The 15,183-nt window shown below is 48.2% G+C and carries 12 protein-coding genes; all 12 read left to right on the top strand.

All coding sequences use genetic code 11. The annotated features are described in order from the left end of the window. The 12 genes from uppS (at position 1) to dnaE (ending at position 15,183) form a co-directional block, all read left to right on the top strand. The gene (gene uppS / locus AC5YBX_RS11650) at positions 1–795 is read left to right on the top strand and encodes an undecaprenyl pyrophosphate synthase (protein WP_494523722.1); all 795 of its coding nucleotides are present in this window, start codon (positions 1–3) and stop codon (positions 793–795) included. 18 nt (positions 796–813) lie between these two features. Continuing rightward, positions 814–1,671 (top strand): phosphatidate cytidylyltransferase, encoded by an 858-nt coding sequence (locus tag AC5YBX_RS11645; RefSeq protein WP_494521348.1) that lies wholly within the window; start codon positions 814–816, stop codon positions 1,669–1,671. A 2-nt stretch (positions 1,672–1,673) separates the two neighbouring features. Further along, positions 1,674–2,867 (top strand): 1-deoxy-D-xylulose-5-phosphate reductoisomerase, encoded by a 1,194-nt coding sequence (gene ispC / locus AC5YBX_RS11640; RefSeq protein ID WP_494521349.1) that lies wholly within the window; start codon positions 1,674–1,676, stop codon positions 2,865–2,867. 12 nt (positions 2,868–2,879) lie between these two features. Beyond that, the gene (gene rseP / locus AC5YBX_RS11635) at positions 2,880–4,241 is read left to right on the top strand and encodes a sigma E protease regulator RseP (protein WP_494523721.1); all 1,362 of its coding nucleotides are present in this window, start codon (positions 2,880–2,882) and stop codon (positions 4,239–4,241) included. 31 nt (positions 4,242–4,272) lie between these two features. Beyond that, the gene (bamA, locus tag AC5YBX_RS11630; RefSeq protein WP_494521351.1) at positions 4,273–6,756 is read left to right on the top strand and encodes an outer membrane protein assembly factor BamA; all 2,484 of its coding nucleotides are present in this window, start codon (positions 4,273–4,275) and stop codon (positions 6,754–6,756) included. A 68-nt stretch (positions 6,757–6,824) separates the two neighbouring features. Continuing rightward, a complete protein-coding gene (locus AC5YBX_RS11625; protein ID WP_494521607.1) occupies positions 6,825–7,319 on the top strand; it encodes an OmpH/Skp family outer membrane protein in 495 nt (164 codons plus the stop codon). Positions 7,320–7,325: 6 nt separating this feature from the next. After that, positions 7,326–8,351, top strand: coding sequence for a UDP-3-O-(3-hydroxymyristoyl)glucosamine N-acyltransferase (gene lpxD / locus AC5YBX_RS11620; RefSeq protein ID WP_494523720.1), 1,026 nt, complete (start codon positions 7,326–7,328; stop codon positions 8,349–8,351). Between the two features lie 30 nt (positions 8,352–8,381). Beyond that, positions 8,382–8,843 carry a 3-hydroxyacyl-ACP dehydratase FabZ gene (fabZ, locus tag AC5YBX_RS11615; protein ID WP_494521353.1) on the top strand — a complete coding sequence of 154 codons (462 nt, stop codon included), beginning with the start codon at positions 8,382–8,384 and terminating at the stop codon, positions 8,841–8,843. Next, complete coding sequence (gene lpxA, locus AC5YBX_RS11610) at positions 8,840–9,607, top strand: acyl-ACP--UDP-N-acetylglucosamine O-acyltransferase (protein ID WP_494521354.1); 768 nt, start codon at positions 8,840–8,842, stop codon at positions 9,605–9,607. Before fabZ ends, lpxA begins: the two co-directional genes overlap by 4 nt. A 212-nt stretch (positions 9,608–9,819) precedes the next feature. Then, on the top strand, positions 9,820–10,968 hold the full coding sequence (lpxB, locus tag AC5YBX_RS11605) for a lipid-A-disaccharide synthase (RefSeq protein WP_494523719.1): 1,149 nt from the start codon (positions 9,820–9,822) through the stop codon (positions 10,966–10,968). A 1-nt stretch (position 10,969) separates the two neighbouring features. Beyond that, positions 10,970–11,590, top strand: coding sequence for a ribonuclease HII (rnhB, locus tag AC5YBX_RS11600; protein WP_494523718.1), 621 nt, complete (start codon positions 10,970–10,972; stop codon positions 11,588–11,590). Between the two features lie 119 nt (positions 11,591–11,709). Then, complete coding sequence (gene dnaE / locus AC5YBX_RS11595) at positions 11,710–15,183, top strand: DNA polymerase III subunit alpha (RefSeq protein WP_494523717.1); 3,474 nt, start codon at positions 11,710–11,712, stop codon at positions 15,181–15,183.

Genomic DNA, 15,183 nt, shown 5'->3' with positions numbered 1-15,183 from the left:
ATGTCGATCGAATCTCAATCTGGCTCAGAGTTAGCTGATGACACACTCGCTGAGCTGATTAAGCTGTCTATACCTAAGCACGTTGCTATTATCATGGATGGCAATGGGCGTTGGGCGCAAGCTCAAGGTAAGCCGCGGGTGATTGGACATAAAGCAGGCGTAAAGGCGGTTCGCCGAGCGGTGAGCACTGCACGAGAAATGGGGGTCGGTTCATTGACCTTATTTGCATTTTCCAGTGAGAATTGGCGCCGACCAGACAAAGAAGTTAGCTTGTTAATGGAGCTGTTTTTTACCGTTTTACAACGGGAGTTAAAGCGACTACATAACAATGGCGTACGCCTCAATATCATAGGCGATACCAGTCGCTTTTCGCCGCGTTTGCAAAAGCAAATTGCTTCGGCAATGGCACAAACTGCCGAGAATGACGGTTTAATCTTAAACGTCGCAGCCAACTATGGCGGTCGTTGGGACATCATGCAAGCGGCGCAAACCTTAGCCAAAAAGGTTGAATCTGGCGAAATGAGCAGCAGTCAGTTCACCGAAGAGGCGTTAAGTCAGCATTTATGCATGCAAAATCAGCCGGAAGTTGATTTAATGATCCGTACGGGTGGAGATTTTCGCATCAGTAATTTTATACTCTGGCAGGCCGCTTATGCAGAGTTAGTGTTTACTGAGGTGCTTTGGCCCGACTTTGACGAGCAAGCCTTTAAAGAAGCTGTCGCTGTATTTGCTTCGCGTCAACGCCGTTTCGGATTAACGGGAACGCAAATTGAGACGCTACAGGCTGAGCAATAAATTATAAGAGGGAAAGTTTTGCTAAAGCATAGAATAATAACAGCAGTATGGTTAATCCCATTAGTGATGGGTGCCATATTCTTTTTCCCTGTGGAGTATTTTTCATGGGCTCTGGTGGCGGTATTTTTAATCGCCGCTAAAGAGTGGGGCCGTATTATCGATAAACGTTGTAACATCACTCAGTGGAGTTTCACGTTGACTATCGGTATTTTATTAGTGGCGCTCAATCTGTTTGTACCTAGCACAGAGGTGTGGTTTAAGGGCCATTTACATCCCATATTTCTAGCGATTATGGTCATTGGTGCATTTTGGTGGGTTATCTCCTTACTCTTCATCGTGTCATATCCTAAAAGTTCGACCTTGTGGGCTAAGAGCCACATGTTCAAGTCGATGTTTGGCCAGTTAACATTAATCCCTTGTTTTACTGCATTAGTTGCGCTCAAGGCATTAAGCTCACAGGCTGATCCCTATTACGGTGGTACCTTGGTCTTCTTGGTGATGTTGACCGTATGGGCTGCCGATTCTGGCGCTTACTTTGCGGGTAAAGCCTTAGGTAAACATAAATTGATGCCCAATGTCAGCCCTGCTAAAACCGTGGAAGGCCTCATTGGTGGCCTGCTGACGACTATGCTTGTTGTTGCTGGGGTGATGTTACTCTCACCTGAGCAAGAGTTAGGCTTGGTGATTGTAGTCACCCTGTTTGTTGCCTTAGTGTCTGCGGTGGGCGATCTGTCTGAGAGTATGTTTAAGCGTGTTGCCGACATAAAAGACTCAGGTACTATCTTGCCTGGCCATGGTGGCGTTCTAGACAGAATTGATAGCCTAACCGCCGCGTTGCCAGTCTTTACACTCATTTATATCGCATTTTGGATGTAACCATGCAAAAGATGGTGATTCTAGGGGCCACAGGCTCAATTGGCGCCAGCACGCTCAGTGTTGTCGAGCGTAATCCGGCTGATTATGAGGTTTACGCCCTAGTGGCCAATCGTAGTGTCGATAAGATGCTAGCGTTATGCATAACCCATGAGCCTTGTGTGGCGCACATGGTCGATGCCGATGCGGCCAAAGAGTTAGCAGACCGACTGCCTAAATCACTGCGCACCCGAGTCTCTAGCGGTGCAGATGAACTGCTCGATTTAGTTGCCGCAAGTGAGGTGGATACTGTGATGGCGGCCATTGTCGGGGCTGCCGGATTACCTTCAACCTTAGCTGCGGTTCGTGCGGGCAAGCGAGTGTTATTGGCCAATAAAGAATCATTGGTGATGTCAGGACGTTTGTTTATCGATCAGATGCAAGCTTCTGGCGCGCAAGTGCTGCCTGTGGACAGCGAGCATAATGCGATTTTTCAATGTTTACCCTTCGAGGTGCAGCAGCAAATCGGCGTATGCCAACTAACCGACGCCGGTATTTCACATATTTTGCTGACTGGTTCGGGTGGTCCTTTTCTTAGTACTGACCTTGCCACTTTGCAGCACATGACACCAGATCAAGCCTGTAAGCACCCCAACTGGTCGATGGGACGTAAAATCTCTGTTGATTCGGCTAGCATGATGAATAAAGGGCTGGAATATATTGAGGCCCGTTGGTTGTTTAATGCCGGCAAAGAGCAATTAAAAGTGGTGGTGCACCCACAAAGTGTCATTCACTCAATGGTGCAATATAAAGATGGATCTGTTGTCGCTCAGTTGGGCAACCCTGATATGCGCACGCCTATCGCGCATTGTATGGCTTATCCACAAAGAATTTCTGCTGGCGTTGAACCTTTAGATTTTTTCAAAGTCGGACAGTTAAGCTTTCTTGAACCCGATTTTAACCGTTTCCCTTGTTTAGCATTAGCCATTGATGCCTGTGAGCAAGGCCAAGAAGCGACAACTGTGCTCAACGCGGCTAATGAAATATCGGTCGAAGCATTCCTAGCAGGGCGCATTCGGTTTACCGATATTGCTCTTATCAACGAATTTTGCCTAACCAAAGTGGCCAAGCAAAGTTTAAACACGATTGAAGATATTTTGGCGCTGGATAACCAAACTCGCCGAGTGGCTGCTGAACATGTTAAACGTGTGCAGCAGTAAAGAAGGAGCTCAATGCTAGATTTTTTATGGAACCTAGGTTCCTTTATTATTGCTTTAGGCATATTAATCACGGCCCATGAATATGGCCACTTTTGGGTCGCACGTCGCTGCGGCGTCAAAGTGGAGCGCTTTTCCATCGGTTTTGGTAAAGCGATTTGGCGTAAAATCGGATCAGATGGCACCGAATATGTGGTCGCGATGATCCCGCTCGGTGGTTACGTGAAGATGCTCGATGAGCGTGTTGACGATGTGCCAGAAGCATTAAAATCTCAAGCTTTTAATCGTAAGTCCGTCTGGCAGCGCATTGCCATTGTCGGCGCCGGCCCCATGGCTAACTTTATCTTCGCAATTTTTGCGTTGTACATCATGTACCTCATTGGTGTGCCGTCATTAAAACCAGTTATTGAAACCACCCAGCCTAATACGCCTGCCGCTATCATTGAGGTTAAACAGCCGCAGCAAGTGATTGCCGTTGGCGATCAAGCCGTCCGCAACTGGGAGGAGGTGACCTATGCCTTAGTTGGGCATATTGGCGATGATAATATCGACATAACCCTAGCCCCACTATCAGGTGTTATGGGCCAAGAGCGTACTTATCGCCTCGACACTCGTCAGTGGCAATTTGACCCAGAAAAACAATCACCTATCACCTCGCTGGGGTTAGGCATTTATCAACCAGACGTGAGCCCCACCTTGGCCTTTGTCAGTGAAGATGGCGCCGCGTATGCCGCAGGGCTTAGGGTTGGTGATACCTTGGTTGCTATCGATGGCCAGCGTTATAGCCAATGGGATGGGTTTGTCGAACAAATTAAAGCGGCGGCGGGTAAGACTGTAAACATCACTGTGCTACGCGATGGTATGCAGGTTGAGCTTGCGGTGACGCCTAAATCGCGTACTGGTGATTATGGTCAAATAGAGGGCGTAATAGGTGTTGCACCCACTCAAGATCCTTGGCCAGATGATATGCGTTTACAGTTAGAATACGGTTTAGGCGAATCTTTTGTGGTTGCCGCCGATAAAACGTGGCAACTTGTGTCAGTCAGCATTAAGATGATTGGCAAATTATTTACTGGCGATGTGTCGGTGAAAAACCTAAGTGGACCTATTTCAATCGCACAAGGTGCGGGGAGTAGTGCTAACTATGGTTTAGTTTACTTTTTAGGGTTCCTAGCATTAATTAGCGTCAATTTAGGCATTATTAACCTATTGCCTTTACCAGTGCTAGATGGTGGGCATCTGTTATATTACTTCATCGAAGTGATCACAGGCAGGCCTGTACCGGAGAAGGTACAGGAAATTGGATTCAGATTTGGGGCAGCTATGCTGCTAATGTTGATGAGTATCGCCCTTTTCAATGATTTTTCCCGACTCTGAGCAAGGACACACACATAATTAGAAGTGCTCTATGAGATTGAATAAAATTTTTGCCTCGATGTTATTAGTCGGTGCGTCTTTATCAGGGAACGGTTGGGCCGAAACATTCCAGCCTTTTGAAGTTACAGACATCCAAGTACAAGGTTTACAACGTGTTGCATTAGGTGCCGCACTCCTCAATATCCCCATTAAGGTGGGCGATACCGTTGACGAAACGCGTCTGCAGCAAGCGATTAAAAGCTTGTACGCGTCAACTAACTTCGAACATATCGAAGTCAGTCGCGATGGCAATGTCCTCGTGGTGACGGTCAAAGAGCGTCCAACCATTAGCGCTGTGACCTTCGAAGGCAACAAAGACATTAAAGATGAGCAGTTGCAAGAGAGTCTCGATGGCAGTGACGTTAAAGTTGGTGAGTCATTAGATCGCACCATGCTTAGCGGAATTGAAAAAAGCCTGCAAGATTTCTACTACGGTGTGGGTAAATACGGCGCTAAAGTGGAAGCACAGGTGATTAACTTACCGCGAAATCGTGTCGAGCTTAAGTTTAAGTTTACTGAAGGCTTAGCCGCTGAAATTCGCCAGATAAACGTTGTGGGTAACACAGTGTTTAGCGATGCTGAATTGATCAGCATGTTGGAATTAAAAGATTATGTGGCCTGGTGGGACCTGTTTGGTGAGCGTCGTTACCAAAAGCAAAAGCTGCAAGCCGACCTTGAAACCATCAAAACCTTTTACCATAACCGCGGTTATATTCGCTTCGATGTCACCTCGACTCAGGTCGCGATGACGCCTGATCGTAAAGGGCTGTATATCACGATTAATGTCGATGAAGGTGAGCAGTACAAGGTAAAAGAGGTCAACCTCACCGGAGACCTTATGGGCCGTGAAGAGGTGATGCAAGCGATTTTGCCGATCAAAGTGGGTGATACCTACAATGGCGGCGACGTGACCTTTACCGAAGAGATGTACGGCAAGTATCTTGGTCGTTTCGGCTATGCCTATCCTGAAGTGAAAACCTACCCAGAAATTAATGACGACACCAAAGAGGTGACTCTTAATGTCAATATTAAACCGGGCAAGCGGGTTTATGTGCGTAGCATTAACTTCACGGGTAACCAAGTCACTAAAGATGAAGTAATGCGTCGTGAATTACGCCAGATGGAAGGGGCATGGTTAAATGCCGCGCAAGTCGAGCAATCTAAAGCGCGCCTTAACCGTCTAGGTTATTTCGAAACCGTCGATACACAAACGGTGCAAGTACCTGGCACCGATGATTTGGTCGATGTTGCCTTTAATGTGAAAGAGCAGCCTTCTGGTTCATTTAACGCGGGTGTGGGTTATGGTACCGAATCAGGTATAAGCTTGCAGTTTGGTGTACAGCAAAGCAATTTCTTGGGTACCGGTAATCAGGCCGGCATTAACTTAAATACTAATAAGTATTCTAAGAATATTAATTTCTCTTATACCGATCCCTATTTCACTAAGGACGGCGTGAGCTTAGGCGGCAGTGTTTTCTGGAATGAGTTTGATGCGCAAGAGGCTAACCTTGAGCGTTATAAAAACAGCTCTTACGGCGTTGCTTTAAACTCAGGTTTCCCAATTAATGAATATAACCGTATTAACGGTGGTATAGGCTATCGTCATAACGCAATTTCAGAGATTTCAGCTTATGAGCAGGCGCTGCGTTTCTACAATATCTATCGTGATCAAGATGACCCTAATGCCGAGCTAGCATTTGATAATTTCGAATTGAATCTTGGCTGGTATCGCAGTACGTTGAACCGCGGTACCTTCCCTACAGACGGTTCATCACAGCGTTTAAGCGGTAAGATGACGGTTCCTGGTTCAGATCTGCAATACTTTAAAACCGACTTTGACACCAGCTTCTACTGGCCCTTTAACCGTAGCCATAGCTTCGTGTTATTAACTAAGGCGCGTGTCGGCTACGGTAATGGTTATGGCCAGTTTGGGGATAACGATCAGATTTTACCGTTCTGGGAAAACTACTACTCGGGTGGTAGCAGCTCATTACGTGGCTTTAAGTCGAACTCTGTGGGCCCTCGTTCATTCTACTTGTATCGTGGTAGTGAGCCGTGTTCACCAGATCCATCGGGTGATGGTTGTACCTTGCCTGGCGATCCAAATCGCATCGAAGTCAGCCAAGGGCGTTCTATCGGTGGTAATGCCATCGCGACCGCCAGTATTGAGCTTATTGTGCCGACGCCATTCTTGGACGAAGCCTATACTAACTCTGTGCGTACCAGCTTCTTTGTCGATGCGGGTAATGTCTGGGATACTGAATTTGATTACGATTCCTATCGCGGCTTGCCTGCTGAAGAGTTTGCCGAACTGGCAGATTACTCTGATCCTTCACGCATTCGTGCGTCAGCGGGGATGAGTGTTCAGTGGTTGTCGCCCATGGGGCCAATGGTATTTAGCCTTGCGTGGCCAATCACAGAGTATGAAGATGATGAAACCGAGATTTTCTCGTTCAACATTGGTAAAACTTTCTAAGTTAGAACTAATTTAAATAAAAATAATCGGCAAGTTTTGCTGACAACAAGGAGTTTATTTTGAATAAGATGTTTAATCGCGCAATGATGGTTTTGGTTCTGTTAGGTGCACCGATTGCTGCACAAGCAGAAAAAATTGCAGTGGTAGATATGCAAGCGGTATTTGAGCAGTTACCCCAGCGCGAAGCCGTGAGTAAAACACTCAAAACCGAATTTGGTGACCGTGTGGCTAACGTGCAAAAGATGCAAGACGAACTACGTGGCATGCTTGAGAAGCAGCAACGTGATGCCGCGCTGATGAGCGAAAGCCAAAAAACCGATATGTTGCGTAAGATGGAATCACTCAAAGCTGAGCTGCAATTAAAAGGCAAAGCTTTAGATGAAGATATGCGTCGTCGTAACGGTGAAGAGCAAAACAAACTGTTAGTTGAAGTGCAAAAAGCGATCACCGCTATTGCGGAAAAAGAGCAATATGACCTAGTGCTGCAGCGTGGTGCTGCCATCTATGTTAAGCCTTCTTCAGATATCAGCAGTAAAGTTGTTGAAGCGTTGAGCAAAGGCTAACGATTAATGAAAAGCTATACATTAAAAGAGATCGCTGTTTACTTAAATGCTGCGGTACAAGGTGACGACACGGTTGAAATTAACCGAGTTGCCACTCTCGAAAAAGCGCAAAAGGGTGAGATCTCTTTTTTAGCCAACTCAAAATACCAGCATCAGCTTGCGGGCACATTGGCATCAGCAGTGTTGTTGTCGCCCAAAATGGCGGCTGATTTTAGCGGCAACGCAATTGTACTTAATGATCCTTATGTGGGATTTGCAAGGGTGGCGCAGTTACTCGACTCGACGCCTAAAGCCGCTGAAGCAATTCATCCCAGCGCAGTGATTGATGTCAGTGCCACTATAGGCGAAGGCGTTGCTATTGGCGCCAATGCCGTTATCGGCCCCAATGTGATTTTGGGGCAGCAGGTACAGATTGGTGCAGGATGTGTTATTGGGCAAGATGTTATCATCGGCTCCAATACCATCTTGTGGCCTAATGTGACTGTGTACCACAATGTCCACCTTGGTCAAGACTGTATAGTGCATTCGGGCACGGTACTGGGATCGGACGGTTTTGGTTATGCTAATGAGCGTGGGCAGTGGATCCGCATTCCGCAAACGGGGGGCGTGCGTATTGGTGAGCGGGTTGAAATTGGTGCTTGTACCAGTATTGACCGTGGCGCACTAGATCATACCGAAATCCATGATGGGGTGATCATCGATAACCAAGTGCAAATTGCCCATAATGTGATTATTGGTGAAAACAGTGCCCTTGCCGGTGGTTCAACTTTTGCCGGTAGTGTCACCATAGGTAAATATTGTATCATTGGTGGCTGTAGCGCCGTAGCTGGACATTTATCCGTCGCCGACGGTACCCATATCTCAGGTGGCACAAACGTTACGAGTGTTATCAGGGAGCCTGGTGTATACTCCTCGGCTACTGTGGCGATGGAAAACAAGGTGTGGCGTCGAAATACCGTACGGTTTAGACAGCTAGATGAACTGTTCCAACGCGTTAAAAAGTTAGAAAAAAACGTTAAAATAGAAGATTAAGTGCCCCTTGGCAGCTAAGGAAATTATTGAGTGTCAAATCAATTAAACACAATGGATATCAAAGAGATCCTAAAGTTTTTGCCCCATAGGTATCCGTTTTTATTGATCGATAGAGTCCTCGACTTTACCCCAGGCGAATCACTCCATGCGATCAAAAATGTCACTATTAATGAGCCATTTTTTCAAGGCCATTTCCCCGTTCAACCCGTGATGCCGGGGGTATTAATCCTCGAAGCGATGGCACAAGCCACGGGTTTATTAGCATTTAAGACCATGAGTGACGAACCATCAAATAATGCACTCTACTATTTCGCGGGTATCGACAAAGCACGTTTTAAGCGTGTGGTTGAGCCAGGCGATCAGCTGCATTTTGAAGTGAAAATGATTAAAGAACGCCGCGGGATAGGGGTGTTTACTGGTGAAGCAAAGGTCGATGGCGAACTAGTCTGTTCTGCCGAGATTATGTGTGCCCGTAGAGAGATTAGTCAGTGATTGATGATTTAGCGTTTGTACATCCCGATGCCAAAATTGGTAATAATGTCACCATAGGTCCATGGACCTATATTGGTGCCGATGTTGAAATTGGTGACGATTGCCACCTGAGTTCTCATGTTGTGGTCAAAGGCCCGACAGTGATGGGCAAAGGCAATCGCATTTTCCAGTTCGCCTCTGTGGGTGAAGACTGCCAAGATAAAAAGTACGCGGGTGAACCAACGCGCTTAATTATCGGCGACAATAATGTGATCCGTGAGTCGGTGACTATTCATCGCGGTACGATTCAAGACCAGGGTGAAACCGTTATTGGTTCTAACAACCTGTTTATGGCCTACGTGCATATTGCCCACGACTGTGTGGTTGGCAATAATGTGATCATGGCTAACAATGCTTCGATTGCAGGTCATGTTCATGTCGGTGATTGGGCCATTTTAGGTGGTATGACTGGCGTGCATCAGTTTGTGCATATAGGCGCGCATGCTTTTACCGCAGGTAGCTCACTTATTTTGCAAGATGTGCCTCCGTTTGTGATGGCTTCAGGCCAACCTGCGATACCACGTGGTCTCAACGCCGAAGGGCTCAAGCGTCGTGGCTTCTCTAAAGAGAGCCAACTTGCGGTGCGCCGAGCTTATAAAACTGTGTACCGCAAAGGGTTGACGGTTGATGAAGCCATTGCCGCATTGAGTGAAGAGTCTCAAGATGAGCAAGTGAAGCTATTTACTGATTTCATCGCCAATTCCAGTCGAGGCATTATTCGTTAAGCCACTGGTCTTGAAAATCAAAAGCTCGTTTAGACGGGCTTTTTTTTATGAGTGAAATTAAACCAATCGCATTAATTATCAGCTCGATCTTGATGGCTAAAATAGGCTGTTTCTCTGGTGTAAATGGTATCAGCCCATTGCAGGCATCAATGAATAGTCATTGAGTTAATGTGATTAATCGTAAGTCGGAAACAACGGATAAGAATCGGGTTATGACTGAACGTAGACAAAAAATATTTGCCATGGTCGCAGGCGAACTGTCTGGGGACATCTTAGGCGCAGGTTTAATCCGTGCCCTGAAGCAGCGTTATCCTGACGCGCGTTTTGTCGGCATTGGTGGTCCACAGATGGACGAATTGGGCTTTGAGTCGCTGTTCTCATTTGAAGAGTTAGCGGTGATGGGGATAGTGGAGGTCTTGTCGCGTCTGCCTCGGTTGCTTAAGGTGCGTAAAACCCTCATCGATGAAATCTCCGCCTTGTCACCCGATTGTTTTATCGGTATCGATGCGCCCGATTTCAATATCGGCCTCGAGTTAAAGCTTAAGCAGCGTGGCATTAAAACCGTGCATTATGTCAGCCCATCTGTGTGGGCATGGCGGCCTAAGCGCATCTTTAAAATTGCCAAAGCAACCAACATGGTGCTGTCGTTGTTGCCGTTTGAAAAGGCGTTTTATGATAAACATCAGGTGCCGTGCACTTTCGTCGGTCATACCTTAGCCGACGACATCCCTCTGGAGAATGATAAAGCAGCAGCCCGAGCTCAGCTGGGGTTAGATGCCGAAGATGAATACTTAGCCTTATTGCCGGGCTCACGCGGTGGCGAACTAAAGCAGTTGGCAGAGCCTTTTGTGAAAGCGGCATTGCTGCTACGACAACGTTATCCCGATCTTAAGTTCATCACGCCGCTGGTTAATGCCAAACGCCGCGCCCAATTTGAGGCAGCGCTTGAACAATTTGCTCCCGATTTGGCGATTCATATGGTTGAAGGTCAGTCACGGGGGGTGATGGCGGCTGCTGATGCCATTTTACTGGCGTCAGGCACGGCGACGTTAGAAGCCATGTTGGTTAAACGGCCGATGGTGGTGGCGTATCGCGTGAGTCCGATCACCTATAGCATTGCCAAACGTATGATGCAGATAGACAGTTACTCACTGCCTAATCTATTGGCAGGTGAGAAAATTATTCCTGAGTTGATCCAAGCCGACTGCACCGCGCAGAAGATCGCCGATGCGGTAGCGCAACAACTCGATAGCGATCATCGCCCGTTAATGAAGCGTTTTGCCACCTTGCATCAACAACTCAAATGTAATGCCAGTCAGCGGGCCGCCGATGCGGTGGTCGCGTTAATTGAGGAGGCGTAATATGGCGACCTTTAAAGATATCACTCAAGCGCAAATCAGCCTATTGTGCCAAGGGTTTTACGCCGGTGTCGACGAGGTGGGGCGCGGACCTTTGGTTGGTGATGTCGTGACCGCAGCCGTGGTGCTCGACCCTAATAATCCTATCGCTGGGCTGAATGACTCGAAAAAATTGTCAGAAAAAAAACGCTTAGCCTTATTTGCCGAGATTAACCAAAAAGCCCTCGATGTCAGTGTGGGGCGTGCCAGTCCTGCTGAGATAGATGAGCTTAATATTCTGCACGCCACTATGCTGGCAATGCAGCGCGCGGTGGCCGGTCTTAAGGCTCGCCCCGCGCGGATATTGGTCGATGGTAATCGTGTGCCTGACTTTGGTATTGAAAGCCATGCGGTGATCAAAGGTGATGGCCTGATCGCTGGCATCAGCGCCGCATCGATCATTGCCAAAGTGGTGCGAGATCAAGAGATGGACGCGCTCGATGCCAGATACCCACAATTTGGTTTTGCTAAGCATAAGGGCTACCCGACAAAAGCGCATTTTGAGGCGCTAGAACAACATGGCGTATTAGCCGAACACCGTAAGAGTTTTCGCCCCGTACAGGCACGTTTATCGCGGGACGATTAATCCTTATCAGCACAGGCAAAGCCGAGCTGAAAGGGTGACGCTGTGTTTCGCTATGTGTTAATCTCAGTCTGTTAATCTCAATGGGCGCTTGCCGCCCAACTAAAAAGATACTATCAACTATGTCAGAACCTCGTTTCGTGCATCTGCGCGTTCACAGTGATTTTTCCATGTCCGACGGCCTCTCGAAAGTGAAGCCCATTCTAGCTAAGGCGACTGAGCTTGAAATGGCGGCGCTTGCCCTGACCGATAAAACCAATTTATGTGGTTTGGTTAAGTTTTACAGCGGCTGCCATGGGGCGGGGATTAAGCCAATTATTGGCACTGACTTTTCGATGTTGGTGCCAGGCTTTGACGACGAGTTTTGCTCGATTACGGTATTGGCCATCAACAATCAAGGTTATAAAAACCTCACCTTATTGATAAGCGATGCCTATCTACGTGGCCATGTACGCGACCGCGCCGTGATCGATCAAGAGTGGCTGATTAAATACAGCGAAGGGTTAATTTTACTTTCGGGCGCCAAAGATGGCGACGTCGGTAAGGCGTTGCTTAAAGGCAACAAAGGCCAAGTTGACTCCTTGGTGGCATTTTATCAGACCCATTTTCCTGAGCGCTATTACCTAGAGCTTATCCGAACGGGTCGCCCCGACGAAGAGCGCTATTTGCACATGGCGGTCGAACTGGCGGCAGAAAAAGACTTGCCCGTGGTCGCGACTAACCAAGTGGTATTTATTCAACCCGAGCAGTTTGAGGCCCATGAGATCCGTGTGGCGATTTCTGATGGCTATACACTCGCCGATCCGCGCCGCCCTAAAACTTACAGCAAAGAGCAGTATTTCCGCTCACAAGATGAGATGTGTGAGCTGTTTGCCGATATTCCTGAAGCGTTGGCAAACTCGGTGGAGATCGCCAAGCGCTGTAATGTCACTGTGCGCCTTGGCGAATACTTTTTGCCTAATTTCCCCACTGGCGATCTGTCCATCGAAGATTTTCTCGTTGCTGTGTCTAAAAAAGGGCTTGAAGAGCGTCTCGAGTTTTTGTTTCCCGACCCTAAGGTTCGAGCCGAGCGCCGCCCCGAATATGATGAGCGTCTCGATGTTGAGCTGACCGTGATTAACAACATGGGTTTCCCCGGCTACTTCCTTATCGTGATGGAGTTTATTCAGTGGGGTAAAGACAACGGTATTCCGATTGGCCCGGGTCGTGGTTCAGGAGCGGGCTCGTTGGTGGCGTATGCGCTGAAGATCACCGACCTTGACCCATTAGAATTTGACCTGCTGTTCGAACGTTTCTTGAACCCAGAACGGGTATCGATGCCCGATTTCGACGTCGACTTTTGTATGGACCGTCGCGATGAGGTGATCGATCACGTGGCCGAGCTGTATGGCCGAGATGCGGTATCGCAAATCATCACTTTTGGTACCATGGCTGCCAAAGCCGTGGTGCGCGATGTGGGCCGCGTGCTGGGTCACCCTTATGGTTTTGTCGACCGTATTTCAAAGATGATCCCTGCCGAGCCTGGCATGACGCTGGCTAAAGCCTTTGAGGCGGAACCTGCGCTTCCTGAAGCTTATAACGCCGATGAAGAGGTTAAAGATCTCATCGACATGTGCCGCATCTTAGAAGGGGTGACGCGTAACGCGGGTAAGCACGCAGGTGGCGTGGTGATCGCGCCAACGGTGATCACCGACTTCGCGCCACTGTACTGCGACTCTGAAGGGCAAAATCCGGTTACCCAATTTGATAAAAATGATGTCGAAACCGCTGGATTAGTTAAGTTCGACTTCTTGGGGCTGCGAACCTTAACCATCATCGACTGGGCGCTGCAGATGATCAATCCGCGTCTAGAAAAAGCCGGCAAAGAGCCCATTAGAATCGAAGCGATACCGCTAGATGATCCGGCCTCATTTAGGCTGTTGCAGCGTTATGAAACTACGGCAGTATTCCAGCTGGAATCTCGCGGTATGAAAGACTTGATTAAGCGTCTGCAACCCGATTGCTTTGAAGATATGATCGCCTTGGTGGCGCTGTTTCGTCCCGGACCGCTACAGTCAGGCATGGTAGATAACTTTATTGAGCGTAAGCACGGTCGAGAAGAGGTTTCCTATCCCGACTCTCAATATCAGCATGAGTCTTTAAAAACCCTGCTTGAGCCCACTTACGGCATTATTTTGTATCAAGAACAGGTGATGCAGATAGCCCAGGTCTTATCTGGTTATACCTTGGGCGGCGCGGATATGTTGCGTCGTGCTATGGGTAAGAAAAAACCTGAGGAGATGGCCAAGCAGCGAAGTATCTTTAAAGAGGGCGCAGTCAATAACGGCATCGATGGCGAGCTATCGATGAAGATTTTCGACTTGGTGGAAAAGTTTGCCGGTTACGGTTTTAACAAATCTCACTCGGCCGCTTATGCCTTGGTGTCGTACCAAACCTTGTGGCTTAAGACCCATTTCCCATCGCAATTTATGGCCGCGGTGATGTCGGCCGATATGGATAACACCGACAAGATCGTCACCCTGGTTGATGAGTGTGAACGCATGGGCTTGCCACTGTTGCCACCGGATGTGAATAAAGGGCTGTTTCGTTTTACCGTGGATGACGATATGAACATCGTCTACGGCATTGGTGCCATTAAAGGGGTGGGTGAAGGTCCTGTCGACTCGATTCTCAAGGCGCGTGAAGATGGCCCCTTTATCGACCTATTCGACTTTTGTGCGCGAATTGATCTGAAAAAGCTCAATAAACGGGTTATCGAAAAACTTATCTGTGCTGGCGCCCTCGACACTTTAGGGCCGCACCGCGCGTCAATGATGGCCACCTTGCCAGAGGCCATTCGCGCCGCCGACCAACATGCGAAAGCCGAAGCGATTGGCCAGCACGATATGTTTGGCTTACTCAATAGCGAGCCCGAAGACAGCAAACAGCAATTTGTCGAATGCACCCCGTGGCCCGATAAAGTCTGGCTCGAAGGGGAGCGCGATACCTTGGGCTTGTACCTTACAGGTCATCCGATTAATCAATATCTTAAAGAGTTGAAACACTACACTTCGGGGCGCTTAAAAGACGTGCATCCGACCGAGCGCGGTAAAACCACTAAGGCCGCTGGCTTGGTGGTCGCCACCCGAGTGATGATGACCAAACGCGGCTCTAAGATGGGCTTAGTCACCTTAGACGATAAGAGTGCGCGCCTAGAGGTGATGCTATTTACCGAAGCCTTTGATAAATTTGGCCACCTGCTTGAAAAAGATCGCATCTTAATTGTCGAAGGCGAAGTCAGTTTTGATGACTTTTCAGGTGGCAACCGCATGACGGCACGTAACATTATCGATATGGGCGAGGCGCGGAGCCATTTTGCCCAGGCGGTAGAGGTGGATGTCGATGCAAGCGAAGTCGACAGCAACTGGCTCAACCGGTTTCATCAGGCATTAATGCCGTGGAAAGCGGGCGCGGTGCCGGTGGTGATTAATTATGCGCAGCCACAAGCCAAAGCCCAATTTAAGCTGGGCGATGAATGGAGGGTTAACCCAACCGATGAGCTGATGTTGTCACTGGAGACCTTGACGGGCTCCGATAAAGTCAGGATCCTATTTTAA

This window comes from Shewanella sp. 492 (genome assembly GCF_059338445.1).
This window is presented reverse-complemented; position numbering and strand designations above follow the sequence as displayed.

Bases quoted from the DNA above. Each gene is read 5' to 3' on its own strand.
- uppS (WP_494523722.1), top strand. From the start codon at position 1: ATGTCGATCGAATCTCAATCTGGCTCAGAGTTAGCTGATGACACACTC.
- ispC (WP_494521349.1), top strand. From the start codon at position 1,674: ATGCAAAAGATGGTGATTCTAGGGGCCACAGGCTCAATTGGCGCCAGC.
- rseP (WP_494523721.1), top strand. From the start codon at position 2,880: ATGCTAGATTTTTTATGGAACCTAGGTTCCTTTATTATTGCTTTAGGC.
- bamA (WP_494521351.1), top strand. From the start codon at position 4,273: ATGAGATTGAATAAAATTTTTGCCTCGATGTTATTAGTCGGTGCGTCT.
- AC5YBX_RS11625 (WP_494521607.1), top strand. From the start codon at position 6,825: ATGTTTAATCGCGCAATGATGGTTTTGGTTCTGTTAGGTGCACCGATT.
- lpxD (WP_494523720.1), top strand. From the start codon at position 7,326: ATGAAAAGCTATACATTAAAAGAGATCGCTGTTTACTTAAATGCTGCG.
- lpxB (WP_494523719.1), top strand. From the start codon at position 9,820: ATGACTGAACGTAGACAAAAAATATTTGCCATGGTCGCAGGCGAACTG.
- rnhB (WP_494523718.1), top strand. From the start codon at position 10,970: ATGGCGACCTTTAAAGATATCACTCAAGCGCAAATCAGCCTATTGTGC.
- dnaE (WP_494523717.1), top strand. From the start codon at position 11,710: ATGTCAGAACCTCGTTTCGTGCATCTGCGCGTTCACAGTGATTTTTCC.